We start from the raw sequence: 15,678 nt of genomic DNA, 5'->3' as shown, positions 1-15,678 counted from the left end.
AGCATGATCTCTACCGCAGTGACTACTGCCATATGTGTACCCGGTGGACGCTGCGGATAAAGAACACGCTTGCGGTGTTCAGCAAGAGGAGTCCAACGATACAGGTGCTCCACGTGAGTCCGTGTGTGAGCAATCGGTAACCTGCAATCACAAAAGGTAATGCTGCCGCCGCGATGTAGTAATGGGAGATTTGCAACGTGTGGCCGAGCACCCCGTAAGAAAGTGCGCTGAGGACTGCCGTTGTCCAGAAAAACCACCGGTGCCACGCGTGACTCCCGTAGTAGAACGTGAAGTTCCTCTGTGGGGTCACCAGGATCCGTGTTTTTCTGTGGGCGGAGCTGCGCACTTTGAGCGTTTTTTCTTCACCAGTACTATCTATGATAGATCCGGATTTTGGGATCGGCTGTGCCAGCAGTATAGCTCCCTGTGTGCTCTGTGAGGGACGATATGCGTGTATAGTGTGTATCGTAGTGTATCGGCTAATAAGAAACGCCACCGTGCACAGCACAAAGACAACGGCCCCTTCCTGTCGTGTGAGTGTTTTTTTCGCAAAAATGCCACTTGCAAAGAGAGCAAGCAGTGCCAGACTCCGGAAGAACATGACGATTTGCATGGGAACATTCCCTGCGTATGTGGTAGGCGTGCCTGTGTAGAGTATGGGGAGGAAAAGACGGACTCCTTCGAAGTTGAGTGCGCACAGAAAAAGAGAAAAATAGGATATCTCTACCGCATGTGTTTTTTCGAAGCGACGAAGGAGGTAAGTAAGCAAGAGTGGTGCAGAAAGACCCGTACCGAGGATTGCCACCAAGGTACTGCTATTTGAGGGTGCGGTGGACACCGCAGCAAGCGAGCGAGCAGCTGCCTCCGGTAGCAAGAGAGTGAGCACACGCATGAACGCACGGCCAGTGGTGTGTAACAGGGGAGGAACGCGCGCAACGGCAAGTTGTGGGAGTAAACCACCAGATAGCACGAACGCGGCCTGCAAAAGGGAAATGCTGCACAGCAGGGCGGAAAGTACGATGGAGAACGCGACGACTTTGTTTCGCCCGGCGATGGTCACCGGGCCATTGTAGGCGGTGCATGCGTGTTATGTAAAGTTGTGCTGCGATCAGGAGTCTTCTTAAGGAGATTGGCGAAAGTTGCCGAAGCTGCGGGCGCGGAGGACGTATGGGTAGAACAGGATGTGTGGGTAATCGATGCAAACGGATAGGTACTGTGCGTGCGCGTGGCGAGAAGCAAAGGAGAATAGCATGGGTGTGCTATCTGGCAGCGGTGTTTTTGACGTTATGTACGAAGTCTGCCATGGCGGGAGATATCGCGACCTTTGTGAATTTGGGATTTTCTGCGCACGGAAAGACATTTGCCTTTGGACAGCACGGGGTAACTGATGGGTTGTATCAGGCGTATGCGGATATTTATGTGGTGGACGTAGAATCAAACCGTTTTGTGCAGGGAGGGGTAGTGCGCACAACGCCGACGCAAGAAACAAAAGGCAAACGAAGCATGGATGTCTTTCTTGCGTTGCAGAACCGCGCGCAATCTCTCTTGCAACGTGCAGATATTTCTGCGCTGCGTTTGGGGCGTACTCTGTACGTGCAGGCTGAGGATCGGATGGGGGAAGAGACGCTACTGTTTCGAGATTTTAAAACGAATGTAGAATATGTGGTGGTTATGCATGTAGAACGGACAACAGAGCTGGGTGTGTCGTTCTATTTGACGGTTGAAATGACAAGACCGAATGGAAGCAAAGTTTCGCGTGTGGTGGGGCAGCGCGGCTATGTGCGACCGGGGGTGAAAAATTACGCCTTAAAAAAGGTACTTATTAATGATCAGCAGGACGCTTTGATTTTTGTTGTTGAAAAGCACGGATATGCTCCTGATGGAGCATCAGTTCGGTACATGGTGGAGGCGTGTCGTCTGTAACGGTTATGGGTTCTTGCAATCGTACGAGGGTGGGGTATGGCTTACGTGTGATATAATGGGCGTTAGCCTATTTTTGGTGAGGGAGCATGTCGTCGTGTGGGATCTGCATCGTGCTTTATGCGCAGGGTTGTTGAGTGTGCTGCTCTACGGCGGCTGTTCTTCTGCGCGGGACTTTGTACACGTTATGAAAACTGCGGGCAATGAAGTGACGCTTGTGCATTACGCGTTGCAAGGTGATTGCATTGTGTTTGGTTTTCGCGGTGAGGTGTCTGATGTAGTTGCGCGCGTATATCGCGCAGAGGGTGTTGTTTCAGAGGAAGTGAGCGATGAGCTGTTGCAGTCCTTTACAGACGAAATCCCCTCTGCACTTTCACGCATTGCGGTGCCTGCAGCGTATCAGGAGTCTGTGGATGCAGCCCGTGAGCGCCTTTCGTTTTTCGCAGTGCGCTTTTTACAAAAGCCGCACGTGGGGCAGCAGGTGGTATTGCGTGGTAGTGCGCAGGACGTGGCGCACCAGAAGCATGATTTTGTGCTTCCTTTTGAGGGGATAAATACACAGCCTGCGCGTTTAGAAATCAGCGAAGTCCGTCCCCTTTATGGGAATAAACGCTCGGAATTTGTGGAATTGCTTGTCGTGGAATCCGGTAATTTGCTGGGAATTACTATCACAAATGTAGGTGGCAAGGGGAATCGCTGCGACTATCATTTTCCTGCAGCCCAGGTGCGGGCAGGAGAGCGTGTGGTATTACATTGGCGTAAGCAGGATCCTGCTTCGTGTGATGAACTGTCTGCTGAAACGGTATCGGCAGGTTCGCAGGCCTGTGCGCGTGCACGCGATTTTTGGGGGCAGGAACGCTCAATCCCAGGGCGTAACCCAAACGCAATCGTAGTGAAAGAATCTGCCAACGGAAAGATACAGGATGCGCTGCTATTCTTTAATACCCACGTAAAAAAGGGAAAGGCGCCGACGTTTCGCTGGGCTTTTCCAGAAATTGAAGCTGCCTCGCGGCTTGCATTGGAGCAAGGGGCGTGGCTGAGCACGCACGAGCACTTCCCTCTAAGAGAGAGTCACTTTTTTCAGTGCGATTTGACGCCAGCGAAGAGTATCGCGTTAAAGCGCAAACGGGGCGCAGGCCGATCTGCGGCAGATTGTTTTGTGCTAAAAAAAGCAACGATGGGGTTGCCAAATCAATAGCCCTTCAGGGTGCTGCTAACTTCAGCAAATTGATCGTGTCGGCACCCTGCTCAGATCTTGGCGCTTGCTCTGAAACCAAAAGCTTGTCGGGTTCTACAGCGGCCGCTTTTGCGTGTCCACATCCCTTCTCCTACGCTGATCATTCGAGTTCCTCAAGAATTCCTGCCATTTCTTGCCCACAGGATACTCCCCATCTGTCCAACACCTCGTTCATCCGTCGCAGATCCTCACTTGAAAGCACGAAGCACCCTGCACTCCACGCATAATTCGTGTCGCGCCCTAACTTTTCTGACCACTGGTCGTGTATTAACCACCGACCGGTCTGATATCCTTCTGTAGATATTTGCATCGCTTCCCGATCAATCCACTCTCCATCCATATCCCATGTGCGTGTGATTGCGTGTATCCGTCCATGAAACGCGCGGGCAGGCACAAAGCAACGCACTACAAATGCCCCCGGCGCAACCGATTCCCCATGTGCCACCCCAGACCCCGGTGCCATCCGCCCGAAACAATAATTCGCCACGGTTTGTACCATCGCGCCATACAGCACCCGTCCCGCTTTATCCTGTAGTTGCATTGTATCACAACTGTTGTTTGCCCAGTTGTTCTCGAAACTATCGCCTTTGAGTGGATCTACGCGGTAATGGAAACTTATCCTTCTTCTCAATACGTGCATCCGTACGTCCTCTCTCATCATTGTCTCTCCCCGCTGTACATCCGCGCGGTGCGCCGCACTGCAGGCACCCTTCCTCCTGTGAGGCTGGTAATCGGCGTTGGAATAAAGGGGCAGGGTATCGCCTGCTTGCATTCTGCCGCCCTTCCTGAGAAGAACGCGCGCATCGCGCAGTCACTGACTACCCTTCCGGCAGCCTCCGGTGCATCGTGCCTCACCTTTTTTACCCGTGGACACGTACCCCAATTGCGCAGTTTCAAAAAGTCCGTTGAACAATCGTTCGTCGTTTTCTTACACGCAGATGTGCAACAACTACGAACGCAAAACATCACGTGGTTTGGATCCATTCGGCGGACCGACCACCCCCCTTGCTTCCATTTCTTCGATTAGGCGCGCGGCGCGATTGTAGCCTATCTTCAATTTACGTTGCACGTACGATGTGGACGCTTTACCCGCGTATTGCACTACCTGCACTGCCTGCTCGTACAAAGGATCGCTTTCATCCACAAAATTTCCAGATATACTCGCGTCGTCATCGTCAAAGAAAATTTCTTCATCAAGATACTCAGGCGTTCCCCACGCGCGTACGTGGGCGATCACGCGCGCTAATTCTCGCTCGGAAACATACGCACCTTGAATCCGCGTAGGAAAAGACTGACTCGGGTTCATGTACAGCATATCCCCTCGTCCCAGCAATTTTTCTGCGCCCATCTCATCCAAAATAATACGGCTATCCATTTTAGATGAAACCATAAAGGCAATTCTGCTTGGAATATTTGCCTTAATAAGGCCGGTGATGACATCGATTGACGGTCGCTGGGTGGCAAGTACCAAATGGATGCCTACTGCACGGCTCATCGCGCACAAACGCGCAACACTCGTTTCTAATTCTTTGCCAGAGGCAACCATTAAGTCTGCAAATTCATCAATGATAATAACGATGAATGGGAGAGGCTGCGTGGCGATGCTTTTTTCCTGTATTTTTTTGTTGTAGGTCTTAATGTCGCGGCATTCTAATTGCTCAAGAAGCGCATAGCGTCGCTCCATTTCGCACAGGATGTACTGTAGTGCTTGGAGTGCTCTTTTGGGCTCAGTGATGACAGGAGTGAGAAGGTGGGCGATATCGTTGTAGAGCTTTAACTCTACGATTTTTGGATCAATGAGCAGAAGTTTGGTTTCGTCAGGACACTTGTGGTACAGGATAGAGAGAATGAGCGCGTTTACGCATACTGATTTACCCGACCCAGTTGCGCCTGCAATGAGCAGGTGAGGTGTTTGGGCAAGGTCGATAACCTGTGGTTCGCCGGTAACGTCTTTGCCAAGGATGACAGGGATGGCCATACGGTTGCTGCCAGCTGTGCGCGTATGGAGCAGTTCTTTGAATGTAACGAGGGATCGTTTTTTGTTAGGGACTTCCACGCCTATGGCGTGTTTTCCAGGAATGGGAGCGACGATGCGCACGCTTGAAGCAGCAAGCTTGAGCGCAACGTTGTCCTGCAGATTTGTAATTTTTGACAGTTTGATGCCGGGTGGAGGGAGAAGCTCGAACATTGTGACCACAGGACCCTTCTTGATACCGGTGATTTCTACTCGAATGTTGAATTCAGAGAATGTTTCCTCAAGCAGGAGTGCAAGATTCTTGGTGAGCTCGTCAATTCCTTCATATGTGTCCTCTGAGTACTGGTCAAGCAAGTCGTACGGTACTTGGTAGCCGCGGCAAGGGTGCCGAAGCGGAGCTGCTGAGGCAGGAATAGGACGCGGTGGTCCCTGTTCATCGTCTTGCGCAGGAATAAGGGTTTCAGCGGGGGCGACTGGGGGAGCAGAGATAGGGGAGAGGGCCATGACACACGGTGCCTGTGCAGGGATGACAGACGGCAAAGACCCGGGTGACGCGGGGGCGTGAACGTCTGAGAGAAGGTTACCCTGAATGAGCCCGGGCGCTGGGAGCAGGGGGAATGGAGCCTGAGAAGGCACCGATGGCGCCAAAGCAGTTGGCGTGGACACACCGCCACACGCTGCCACCTGCGTGGCAGGCTGCACCTCTGCCTCAGAAATCAAAAATTCTCCCCCCTGGAGGGGAACTTCCGTGGAGAACTGCCCCTCTGGGGGCGCGCTTGCTTCGGGCGTCTGCACATCTGCGGTGGCGCAGGAGGGAGCGGGGGGAGGGGAAACGGTGTCAGGATGATCGGCAGTGGAGGGAGGGAAGGAAGGGTCTTGGAATCCATCAGCGATGAAATCGCGAGGAATACGTGCATGAAACCATACGTAACACTTTTCCCCGTAAATGAGTGCAGCATAGAGCTCTGCTCCCAGCAATGCGAGGAGGCAAAGGACGTATACGATGTCTACCCCTCCCCGCGTTGACGGTGAAATTGACCGTGCAGCGAGTGCGCGTTGCAGCGCGTAGAGACCGTGTTCTCCACACACTGCAGTAATGAACAAGAGTGGGAAGGCAACAAGTGCGCTTTCTGCCCGTAACGAACGTCCGCCGACAAACAAGAGGAGCGCTGTGTGCAAGAGTAACAGCGGCACGAGCAAGGAGGAGAAAGCGTACGTTTCGTAAAGGAGAGTGCCAGGTACGAAGAACCAGTGTGATGCTCGGTGCAAGGTAAAAAGGGGAAGGAACGTGGACAGGGTCAGGAGCACTGCACTGACGAATAGCAGTGTGCCGAAGGTAAGAGCGGTGATTCTAGGTAAAGGGGATCGTTCCATGCATTGTCCTGAACAGTTAATCTGTTAGCTTGCACGCCCTACAGGCTACCGACCCCGACAGAAGGAGCCGAGTGAGGGGAGGAAACAGGCGCGACCCAATATCTTGTAACGGTAAGATGCTTTGCGTTACACTGGGCGGGCGTGCTTTGCGCCTATTTTACCCATTGAAGTTGGAAGGAATTTCCATGACCGCGTTTCAGGCGCTGCTTATCCGCCTTGTCGATGCTTTGCACTCCTATATCCTCGTCGGGTGGCTTGTCGTCTGCGGTGTCTTTTTTACCATAAAGACTGGCTGTGTTCAACTTAGTCTTCTGAAGCCTGCGTTTGCAGCGCTGGCTGAAAAGAGGGGGAAAGGAGTTTCATCATTTCAAGCGCTTATGATTTCCACTGCGAGCCGTGTGGGGGCTGGGAACATTGTCGGCGTTGCTACGGCTATCGCCTTTGGAGGAAAAGGGGCAGTGTTTTGGATGTGGGTGAGTGCCTTTTTTGGCGCTGCAAGTGCCTTTATCGAAAGTACGCTCGCCCAAGCATACAAAACGCGTACTGCGTGTGGTTTTCGAGGTGGTCCCGCCTATTACATCGAAATGGGTCTGAAAAGTCGCTCCATGGGGGTGCTTTTTGCGCTGTGTCTTGTCTTTGCATACGCGTACGGGTTCAATGCACTACAGGCTTATAATATTGTCTCTACTCTCTCTTACTACGGAAAGGATTCTTCTCTGTGGGTCCAGATCCTGGCGGTGTTGCTGTCTTTTCTCCTTGCGTTTGTTATCTTTGGGGGGGTCGCGCGCATTAGTGTTGTCAGTTCGGTGATAGTACCAGTGATGGCTGTAGGTTATGTTCTCTTCGGGCTGTGGGTGTTGGCACTCAATGTGTACAGGCTCCCTGCGCTCTTTTTTGAAATTTGCCGGGAAGGACTGAGCCTCACGGCGTTTGCTGGTGGTACGTTCGGTTCGGTGGTAGTCATTGGAATAAAGCGTGGCTTGCTGTCTCACGAGGCAGGAATGGGTTCGGCGCCTAACGCTGCAGCCTCTGCAGAAGTGAGTCACCCGGTTGTGCAGGGCCTGGTGCAGGCGCTCTCGGTGTTTATAGACACGATGCTAATTTGTAGTGTGACTGCTTTTGTGTTGCTGCTCTCTGATGTTGCAGGATCAGTGGATGTGAGCGGAATGCAGTTCGTGCAGCAAGCGCTGTCCAAGCAAGTTGGCCCCGTGGGGGTGCACTTGGTGACGCTTGCGATCTTTCTGTTTGCATTCAGTTCACTGATGGGTAACTATTACTACGCGGAGTCAAACGTACGTTTCATTAAGGACCATAAAATGGTTTTGAGTGTTTTCAGAGTTACCTGTGTCAGTGCGGTATTTGTCGGTGCGCATGCGAGTTTTCATTTTGTTTGGGGTGTTGCGGATCTTTTTATGGTATTTATGACGGTCATCAACCTGATTGCTATCGTGACACTGCATCCGGTGGCGTTGTATCTACTGCGTGACTATCGCAAGCAATATCGTGCTGGGAATGTGCCAGTCTTCTTTCAGGAACATTTGGTATTTCCTGAAAAGATAGCCTGCCGGGAGTAGACGAGGCATAACACGCATGAGGTGGAGGTTACAATGTACTCATTGAGAGTTCTCTTTAGGAGACTGCTTCGTGGGTTAAATGCCGTTCGGTTGGTCAGTTTGAACGTCATTTTCTTTCTTTTGTTGTTCTTGTTTTTCAAAGTGCTAGTTGGTGACCGTAGCCGAAGGTCGTCTCAGAAGGTGGTACAATCTGGGACCGTGTTGCTGATGAGACCGGTTGGCGTTGTTACTGAGCAACAGCCGCGTGTTAATTTGGGCACCGTGTTCTTGAACCCAAAGGGATCGGCGATCCTTCTTTCTGATATTACCCAGGCGCTGCGCAACGCAGCCACCGATCGACGCATTGAGTCCGTTTTTTTCGATCTGTCCAATATGAGTGGTTGGACGAGCGGACATTTTGTGGAAATGGAATCCGCTCTGTCTGAGTATAAAAAGTCAAAAAAGCCGCTCTACGTTTTTTCTACCTCTTACAGTTTGGCTGACTATTACATCGCCTCTTTTGCTGATGAGATTATCCTTGATCCGATGGGGTCTGTGGATCTGTCGGGCTTTTACACGGAAACTCTCTTTTACGGAGGTATGGAGGAAAAGATTGGGGTGCGTTGGAACGTCGTGCATGCTGGGGCGTACAAGGGCATGGCTGAGATCTTTTCTAGGAAGGATTTTTCTCCTGAGGTTCGCAGAAATTATCAGTCTGTATTTGCGCGTCTGTGGCAGCAGTATCTCAGTGATGTTTCGCGTAATCGAGCACTAGAGGTGCAGCATCTTGCCCGTTACGCGGATCGTCGCCTTGAGCTCCTGCAGAAGTATAACGGAGACGGTGCGCGCACCGCATTGGCGGAAAAGTTAGTAACGCGCGTATGTTCCTACGATGAAGCTGGCGTTGCGCTCAAATTTTTAAAAGAAGACGACTACGAATCTGCAAAAAATTTCGTTGGTCTAGACGATTATAATCGTGACCGTGCACAGCGGCAGGTGCAGGATCAGGTGGGGATTATTCATCTTGCAGGACCGATTGCTGCACACAGGGATACGGAACTCGGCGGAACGATCAGCGACGAGGTTAGTGCTTTGTTGGATGTCGCGATGAGTGATCCGGATATTAAGGCAGTAGTGTTGCGTATTGATTCCGGTGGGGGAGAGGTGTTTGCTTCTGAACGTATCCGCCGCGCGCTTGCGCGGGCAAAGCGTCGAGGCAAGAAGCCAGTGATAGTATCGATGGGTGCGATTGCTGCGTCTGGTGCGTACTGGGTTGCTTCTGCAGCCGATTACATCTTCGCATCCCCCTATACCATCACTGGTTCCATAGGGGTGCTTTCGGTACTACCGACATTCGAAACGTTTTTAGAGCGATATGCGGGGATCACTGTCGATAGCGTGCAGGTGCACGGCGTTCGCCAACCTTCTTTGCTCAGGAGTGGAACGGCTGAAGACACCGCGCGCATGCAGCTTGATGTGATGGCGACGTATCGTACTTTTCTTTCGGTTGTTTCTGCCGGGCGTAACCTTGCCCTTGATCGGGTGGCGGCGGTTGCAGAGGGTAGGATTTACGCGGGGGAGGACGCAGTTTCTCTAGGCTTGGTTGATGCGCTAGGCGGACTAGATGAAGCGGTAGCACATGCAGCGAAAGAATCACATTGCAGGCAGTATTCGGTGAGAGTTTTGAAGCGGAGCGCCACGTACGGTGAAGAATTTCTGCAGTCCCTGTGGGATGTCCTGCAGAAACGAAGTCTTGCTTTTGGAGAGCGTGTGATCATTGGAGAGTTACTCCAGCTTGACCTAAGCAAGGGCACCTACGTATATGAGCCGCTGCGCTTGCATTGGCGTTGACGGGCACTGCTACGCTTGATCGAGCGCAGCGTTGTTTGCTACGGTTGGCGCCGGTTTTTGGGGATGTAGCTCAGTTGGTTAGAGCGCTTGCATGGCATGCAAGAGGTCAGGGGTTCGATTCCCCTCATCTCCATCGCCGTGTGTGAGGGAGGGGGTGTGTCTGATTTAGGTTTAGATCCGGATCTGTTAGCTCTGCTGCAAGATACGCCGCAGGGTGTGCCGTCTGAGCATTCTTCTGCAGGGAAGGGTACAGCGATGTCGCCTACCGGGACACGAGATCCGAGTGACGTTGATCTTTCTGAGCGTAGTTTTCCCTTGGTTACTGAGTTTCAAAGCAAGACCCCGCACCAGTTTTTTGAGTCAGCAGAGTTTTATAAACGTGTCGTTTCAGATGAGTTGGAAGTTGGGCAGCGTGCGCATGCGGCTTTGGCGCGCTATTTGTCCACCACTGACTTAAAGGATCGCTCTGTGTGCCGGCAGCAGCTTATTAGCAGTTACTGGCAATTAATGGCACAGATATCGGGGAAAATCGGCGGTGGGTCGGCGTGCATGGAAAAGCGTTACGCATTGCGCTATGGACTGTTGCTTCCTACCTTGTTGACCGCATCCCAGAAAGATATCTTCGCGCGGATTATTGAGACGAATAGTTTGCAACAGCCTCTTTATTATCTGGATGAATGGCTGATTGCGATTGGTTCTGGAAAGGTTCGCCCTTCAAGCACCGACGAAGTGCAAGTAAAAAGGAAAGACGATGTCGCACGCGTACGGCAGGCGTATGATAAAGCGTGCGGGCAGTTGCAGAGTTCTGAGCGTCTGTTGCAGGTGAGGTCGGCGGAGCGTGCCCGTGTGGAAGAGGAGGTGAAGAACAGAATTTCGCGTCTTTTCGTGCACGAATCCATTGAAGGTCTCCCTGGGGTGACAGCAGGTTTCAACGAGGCGCAGAAGCAAGGAATCTCGGAGATCCATGAATTGTTAAAAAAGTTGTTGGGTATAGATCGGGAGTTTAATGGGTTATATGCGGGCTACCGCGCTTCACAAGACGCAGTGCATTCCCTGCGAGAGAAACTAGATGCGCCCAATGCGGAGAACAGTTCAGCAGTGAGTACGGAGTACGATACCGTGCGCCAAATGATAAAGATGAGCTGCGGGCGCCAGGGCAACCATTTCCCTCTCTTGTCCAGAGAGTATTTCCGTTCTGCGGAGCATGAGATTGGCACGCGGGAAAATGTATTGAAAATTATGGCTTGGATTGAAGGTCTGGATCCGGAAGCGTATTGCCGTCAGTATAAGCAGCAGGTAAACAGGATTCCTCCATTCGTGGTGCTGTTGCCTTCTTATGGGGACATAGGATTTTGTTGGGAGCCGTTTGATCGTTACAATCGCGTGACAAGCCGTGGACGCGTTGCGGTGCCTATGTATGGAAGGAGCTTGAAGCTTGCAGTTATTACCGCGACGGCGGATTTACGTTGGCAGGTTGCAAAGGAAAAGGCTTCGTATTACTGGATGGAAGAGGGCTTGACGGGGAATTATTATCAGTGGTTTCAACCCCAAAAATTAAGGGGTGATGTAAAGGAGTATTTTATTGCCGATTACACGACCTGGCTCCTGAAGGAAAGCGAGGGTATCCAGAAACTAGACAAAGAGGTCCGCAATGTCTTTTGGCGCTACATCCCCTTTCCCCAAAAAATCAAAGACGAACTCAAGACAAAGTCCTTTGTGTACCAAGAGCTTTGTCAGAAGGACGCCAATCGCCAGGTATCTGACGGCTATTGATAGTTTCTCCTGAATCGGTTGGTGTCCTGTCATGAGGGGATAGCTTGTGCGCCGGTGTCGGGTGTTCGTTGACCGAGAAGGGTCAGGGTGTTTTTAAGCTTCGCGCTCTCGCGCGATTGGTGGGCAAGTCTACCTGCAAGCAGGCGTGCGAGGTAGATCCCATAGTGAGGATGATCCTCAATCAGTGAGATGAACTTCATCTTTGATATCTTTACCAGTGTGCCTTCGCCTACTGATACAATCGTTGCAGAGCGCCGGTTGTTGAGCAAGAACGACATTTCCCCGATGAATATGTCTGATGGGGTCAGCATGGACATGAACTTGTTATCCACGTACACTGCGAATTTCCCCGACGAAATGTAGAAAAGGGAACTGGATTCTTCGTTCTGGTAACATACCACCTGGGCATCCCGGAACGTTAGTACCTGTTGGTTCTTCAAAATTGAAGGCACAAGGTTCGCGACGTTTTCCTGGTTGTCAATTTCAAACGTCACCTCGTTGCCCACGTCGTTATAGCTGAGCCTTTTGACAAAAATTTCTGTCATTTTTATGCCCATACCGTGTAGACCAGGTTTGCACGCGCTTGCCATGCGGCTTTTCCAATCAAAGCCTGTGCCTTCGTCACGAATGGTAATGCGTGTACGCTGCAGTGTAATGTCATAGGAAATATAGATTTTTTTCGCGCTAATGCGCGGGTCCTGCTTGCGCAGAGCAATCAAATCAAGGATATCCTTGCGCTGTTCGAGCCACTCTGTTTTTTCGTCGTAGCTAATGCCGCAGTTTCCGTGCTCCAGTGCATTGAGTAACAATTCCATCATTGCGCCTTCAAACGAAGTGCGTTCAAGCTCATTGATACGGTTGGTATTGTACAGGTACGAACTAATCAAGCTGGCGTAAAAGGTAATCTCAAAGGAATCGGTGTCGCAGATAAAATTTCCCTGCTCGTGTCCATGTGCTTGGTGCACGAGACTGCGACTAGAAAGAAAGTGTCGGTTTCTGTCCACGATTCGCACAACCTGGGAGGCATGCGCTTCAAATTCCTGCCGCGTGGAAACTGAAAGGAAATTCGGGTCTTTGCGATTTACGATTTTTATTTTTTCTTCCATCGAGTTAGTGATAGCAATCACCCCACCAAATAGAAGCCAAGGATCATCCTTTATAATTTTTAAACACGCTTCGCTGTCGACGTTTGGGTCACCAAAATCAATAATCTTAATCTCAGGCATCTCGAAGCGAAAAACGGATGCTATCTCATTCAGACGAGAGAGCGTCTGAATGTGTATATCCACGCGTTCTCCAGTACACGCACCGTTAATGGCAGATATGGTAGACGTAACCGTACTGATAAGAGGTATTTTGCTCATACTCATAATCCTTTGTTATAGAAATCGAGCCACGGCAATCATCGGTTGACTTGTCTTTCGAGAATGAGATCTGGCTACGCATTAGGTATATCGTGTGGGGCATGCGCTTGGGAACATGCTTCTGTCGGTTCTTGCGCTTCAAAAAGGGCACAGCAGTTTGCAAACACGTGCTGTGCTAAAGCCTTCTCACTTATACCAAGGATGTTTGCTACCAACGCGTAGGTATGCCGGACATACTCGGGTCTGTTGTGTGTTCCTCGATGCGGTACTGGAGCGAGGTAGGGAGTGTCCGTTTCTAACAATAGACGATCCAGAGGGATACTCCGAATAAGCGCATCGCGCGCGAGAAGTTCGGATGTCGTCTTTGCGTACGTAAGTGTGCCTGCACAAGAGATGTACAAACCACGTTCTAAAAAAGCGTGTGCCTCAACGACTCCGTACGAGAAACAATGCATCACACCCTTTCTCCACCCCACTGAGTCCAGGCAACGGAGTGTCGGTTCAAAAGCGTCCCGTGAATGAATGATGAGCGGCAGGTTCTGAGCTTTCGCTATAGAGAGCTGTGCCTTAAAAAGATACTCCTCTGCATCAAGATCTGGTGTACCGCGCACACCAGATCCTTTCCGTGCTTTGCACGCTACCTGAGGGCCATTCCAGTGTCGGTCAAGACCGCATTCACCCAAGGCTCGGTAGGGCGCCTGTTCTGCGCACAGGGCACGCACGTCTGACCGAAGCAGTGAAAGGGCTGTCTCAGGATGCGCAATGGGCTCCGGCGCAGGCCAAACCCCTACAGAGAAGTGCAGACAAGAAGGAAGCGAGCGCCCCGCGCAGGCCTGCAGGAGCAGAGCCTTTCTTTCCTGATAATCCCCTGCGCGCGTACCGACCTCCATGAGAAACGGGAAGCGTGCAAGGTCCAGCTGTCTGAAGAGGGATTGAGGATCCTCACTTTGCTTTACAAGCAGCGCAAGGTGGCAGTGCGAATCACTGTATATGTTGACCTCCCGGCTACTTACCCGCTACAGTGGCAGCACGGCCACACAACGCTGGAGTGATGGAATTGGTAGACATCAGGGACTTAAAATCCCTTGACCGGCAGCGGTCGTACGAGTTCAAGTCTCGTCTCCAGCAACCAACTGCGCCCCTACCTTAAAAGATTTCAACCTTTTTGTCCATATTCCGATAAGCGTCGGGGGTGTCTTGTGAAGCATCGTTTTGCTCGGGTGAAGCCTTTGGAAGGAGTGTTGAATGGTGGACAAGCGTGTCGTTGCAGTGGCTGCAGTATTGTGGAACGTGCAGATGCTTTTTGCAGCCGGCGAGGTAATCGTTCCGGAAGGGTATGCTTCCTACTATGCGGAGTCTTTTAACGGAAGACCTACCGCAAGTGGGGAGATTTTTGACATGAACGCGTATACTGCCGCGCACCGCACGCTTCCCTTTGGTACGGTTGTGGAGTTGACGAACTTGGACAACGGCAAAAAGGTAATCGTGCGCATCAATGATCGGGGACCTTACGCTGCAAATAGAGAGATTGACGTGTCAAAGGCTGCAGCTGTTGCGTTAGACATGCTGAACGCGGGGGTGGCGCGCGTCTCCATACACAAGGCAGATCCGAATGCGCACGCTTCACAGCAACGCAACGATAGGCAGACTTCTCCTGGTGTCTTACCTCAAGATTCCTTTGGTGTTCCGCCTACTGCTCCCACGTCCAGTGCGCCTGTCATGTATGCGGATCCTCATAATCCACCGCCAGCTCCTGTCGGAAGGAGGGCTGGAACTCCGGGTGTGCCGGGAGTGGCGAATACAACGGATGTCCCCGCTTCGGAGTATGGTGCGCCGCCTGTCGCGTACGCAGCACCGGGTTCGACTCCCAGTCGGGTTCCCTATGGGACGGCCGTGCCTGGCTCCGCTGCACCTAACTCGCACGCGCAGCCTGTTCCTTCGTCTTCTTCCTATGCGGCTGCTGCGCCTCTTCCCTACGCAGCTGGTGGCGGGAAGGTGTCAGGGATGGAGTCGGTGTATACGCCAACCCATGCGGGGGAAACGCGGGGGGTGCTTTGGCGTATACAGTTGGGAGCCTTTGTTCGTGAGGAGAATGCGCTCCGCTTGGTGGTTAAGCTGCGCGAGGCGGGCTTTGATCCTTCATATGAGCGAACAGAGCACGCGGTGCGCGTGGTGCTGCCGGGGATACGCCCTGCGGACCTAGAGAGGGTAAAGCACGCGCTGAAAAGGGGAAGGTTTCACGATTACGTTATCCGCCAGGAAAGTTGGTAATAGGAAATCCTGCACCCCCTCAGGCCTTAGCCTGAGGGGGTGCAGGATCTTCAGCGAAGGAGGAAGCGGCTAGAGGACAACCGCCTTTTCCCCTGGTTCGGAGGCAATGCCGAAAACTTTCGCGATGTCCTGCGCGCTGTACCTGCTCCCTGAGCGGGCGTTGTAGGCGGAGGCGACGGCCTCCAGTGCTTCTGTCGAGCGTTCCCAAACGGCGCAGGCAGCCGCCTCTCGGAAGGCCCCCGCACTGAGAAGTTCCTGCAGGGAACTCCTGCTGTGCTTCAGCACGCGGGCCCTGTCCACTACTGCCCGTTGACCGTCGTAGCCGATCGTACCGACGAAAGCGTCCTTTTTTTTCACTGG

At 52.1% G+C, this 15,678-nt stretch carries 12 protein-coding genes and 2 tRNA genes; 8 read left to right on the top strand and 6 right to left on the bottom strand.

Translation table 11 applies throughout. The annotated features are described in order from the left end of the window. Positions 1 to 22: 22 nt before the first annotated feature. On the bottom strand, positions 23 to 1,060 hold the full coding sequence (locus TPCCA_RS04920) for a hypothetical protein (RefSeq protein WP_013945558.1): 1,038 nt from the start codon (positions 1,058 to 1,060) through the stop codon (positions 23 to 25). A 107-nt stretch (positions 1,061 to 1,167) separates the two neighbouring features. Between TPCCA_RS04920 and TPCCA_RS04915 the strand changes: the two genes are divergently transcribed. Next, positions 1,168 to 1,923, top strand: a complete 756-nt coding sequence (locus TPCCA_RS04915; protein ID WP_013945557.1) for a DUF2259 domain-containing protein — start codon at positions 1,168 to 1,170, stop codon at positions 1,921 to 1,923. Continuing rightward, a complete protein-coding gene (locus TPCCA_RS04910; RefSeq protein WP_476718424.1) occupies positions 1,871 to 3,118 on the top strand; it encodes a lipoprotein TP_1001-related protein in 1,248 nt (415 codons plus the stop codon). Before TPCCA_RS04915 ends, TPCCA_RS04910 begins: the two co-directional genes overlap by 53 nt. Positions 3,119 to 3,257: 139 nt before the next feature. Here TPCCA_RS04910 and TPCCA_RS04905 read toward each other — a convergent pair whose 3' ends face one another. Both TPCCA_RS04905 and TPCCA_RS04900 read right to left on the bottom strand, forming a co-directional pair. Continuing rightward, a complete protein-coding gene (locus TPCCA_RS04905) occupies positions 3,258 to 3,929 on the bottom strand; it encodes a hypothetical protein (protein ID WP_013945555.1) in 672 nt (223 codons plus the stop codon). Between the two features lie 177 nt (positions 3,930 to 4,106). Then, positions 4,107 to 6,506 carry a DNA translocase FtsK gene (locus TPCCA_RS04900; protein ID WP_013945554.1) on the bottom strand — a complete coding sequence of 800 codons (2,400 nt, stop codon included), beginning with the start codon at positions 6,504 to 6,506 and terminating at the stop codon, positions 4,107 to 4,109. A gap of 185 nt (positions 6,507 to 6,691) precedes the next feature. Between TPCCA_RS04900 and TPCCA_RS04895 the strand changes: the two genes are divergently transcribed. The 4 genes from TPCCA_RS04895 to TPCCA_RS04880 all read left to right on the top strand — a co-directional run bounded on the left by TPCCA_RS04895 (position 6,692) and on the right by TPCCA_RS04880 (position 11,683). Beyond that, positions 6,692 to 8,080: an alanine/glycine:cation symporter family protein gene (locus TPCCA_RS04895; RefSeq protein ID WP_013945553.1), complete on the top strand. Its 1,389-nt coding sequence runs from the start codon at positions 6,692 to 6,694 to the stop codon at positions 8,078 to 8,080. Positions 8,081 to 8,113: 33 nt separating this feature from the next. Further along, entirely contained in the window at positions 8,114 to 9,910 is a 1,797-nt protein-coding gene (gene sppA / locus TPCCA_RS04890; RefSeq protein ID WP_013945552.1) for a signal peptide peptidase SppA, read from the top strand. A 59-nt stretch (positions 9,911 to 9,969) separates the two neighbouring features. Then, positions 9,970 to 10,043 (top strand) — tRNA-Ala (locus TPCCA_RS04885). A gap of 23 nt (positions 10,044 to 10,066) precedes the next feature. Next, a complete protein-coding gene (locus TPCCA_RS04880; protein ID WP_010882440.1) occupies positions 10,067 to 11,683 on the top strand; it encodes a hypothetical protein in 1,617 nt (538 codons plus the stop codon). 29 nt (positions 11,684 to 11,712) lie between these two features. Here TPCCA_RS04880 and TPCCA_RS04875 read toward each other — a convergent pair whose 3' ends face one another. Continuing rightward, a complete protein-coding gene (locus tag TPCCA_RS04875; protein ID WP_041610013.1) occupies positions 11,713 to 13,047 on the bottom strand; it encodes a cyclic nucleotide-binding domain-containing protein in 1,335 nt (444 codons plus the stop codon). Positions 13,048 to 13,121: 74 nt separating this feature from the next. Then, complete coding sequence (locus TPCCA_RS04870) at positions 13,122 to 14,009, bottom strand: TatD family hydrolase (RefSeq protein WP_245522223.1); 888 nt, start codon at positions 14,007 to 14,009, stop codon at positions 13,122 to 13,124. A gap of 80 nt (positions 14,010 to 14,089) precedes the next feature. On the opposite strand from TPCCA_RS04870, the gene TPCCA_RS04865 reads away from it, so the two are divergent. Beyond that, a tRNA-Leu gene (locus tag TPCCA_RS04865) sits at positions 14,090 to 14,175 on the top strand. A 117-nt stretch (positions 14,176 to 14,292) separates the two neighbouring features. After that, positions 14,293 to 15,318: a septal ring lytic transglycosylase RlpA family protein gene (locus TPCCA_RS04860; protein WP_013945548.1), complete on the top strand. Its 1,026-nt coding sequence runs from the start codon at positions 14,293 to 14,295 to the stop codon at positions 15,316 to 15,318. A gap of 69 nt (positions 15,319 to 15,387) precedes the next feature. Here TPCCA_RS04860 and TPCCA_RS04855 read toward each other — a convergent pair whose 3' ends face one another. After that, entirely contained in the window at positions 15,388 to 15,675 is a 288-nt protein-coding gene (locus TPCCA_RS04855; protein ID WP_010882436.1) for a hypothetical protein, read from the bottom strand. Positions 15,676 to 15,678 lie beyond the last annotated feature (3 nt).

The sequence above is a fragment of the Treponema paraluiscuniculi Cuniculi A genome, assembly GCF_000217655.1.
Taxonomy (GTDB): Bacteria; Spirochaetota; Spirochaetia; order Treponematales; family Treponemataceae; genus Treponema; species Treponema pallidum.
This window is presented reverse-complemented; position numbering and strand designations above follow the sequence as displayed.